Below are 817 nucleotides of genomic sequence, written 5' to 3'. Positions count from 1 at the left end.
CACCCGCATGCACCAACACCGACTCCCCACCCCGCACCCCCGCCACATCACACAAGGCGTAGAACGCTGTGAGGTAAGCGATCGGGAACGCCGCGCCCTCGGCGAACGACCAGCCGCTCGGAACGCCGGCGACCAGACGGCGGTCCACGACGACCACGCCGCCGGCGCCCTCGGGGAACAAGCCCATGACCCGATCTCCGACGGCAAGCTCGCGCACGTCGGATCCCGCCTCGACGACCACTCCCGACCCCTCGGCGGCGGTACCGCGGTCACCGGGGATCATGCCGAGCGAGACCATCGCGTCCCGGAAGTTCAGCCCGGCGGCGCGCACCGAGATCCGCACCTCCCCCGGCGCCAACTCACGCAACGCCTCGGGGCTCGGCACGATCCTGATCCCGTCCACGGAACCGTCGCCCGGGGCGAGCTTCCACGCGGGGTCGTCCCCGGCGGGAAGCTCCACCACCGACACGCCCGAGGCGCGAACGAGGCGTGGCGCCCGCAGGGTGCCGTCACGAAGCGCCAGCTCGGACTCCCCACTGGCGAGGACCGCGTCCAGCTCCGGCACTGCGCCGCCGGCGGGAAGATCGAGGAGGACGAACCGGCCGGGATTCTCCGCCTGCGCACTGCGGACCAGGCCCCACACAGCGGCGCCGGCCAAGTCCTCCGACGCGTCGCCGGGTATCGCGGACACCGCGTTCCTGGTCACGATGACGAGGCGAGACGCCTCGAACCGCTCGTCCGCCAGCCACTGCTGAAGCAGGCCGAGCACGCGGCCGGTCGCCTCGTGCACGCCGGCGATCACGGCTGACCCCGGGTC

General features: G+C 72.8%; 1 protein-coding gene. It reads right to left on the bottom strand.

What is annotated here, in order from left to right; all coding sequences use genetic code 11:
• A partial coding sequence (locus GWK61_RS54870; RefSeq protein ID WP_194922338.1) for a SpnB-like Rossmann fold domain-containing protein occupies positions 1-817 on the bottom strand: 817 nt, incomplete at both ends.

Source organism: Catenulispora rubra (genome assembly GCF_015356825.1).
Classification (GTDB): Bacteria; Actinomycetota; Actinomycetes; order Streptomycetales; family Catenulisporaceae; genus Catenulispora; species Catenulispora rubra.
The sequence above is the reverse complement of the archived record's forward strand: the minus strand, read 5'-3'. Positions and strand labels throughout refer to the sequence as shown.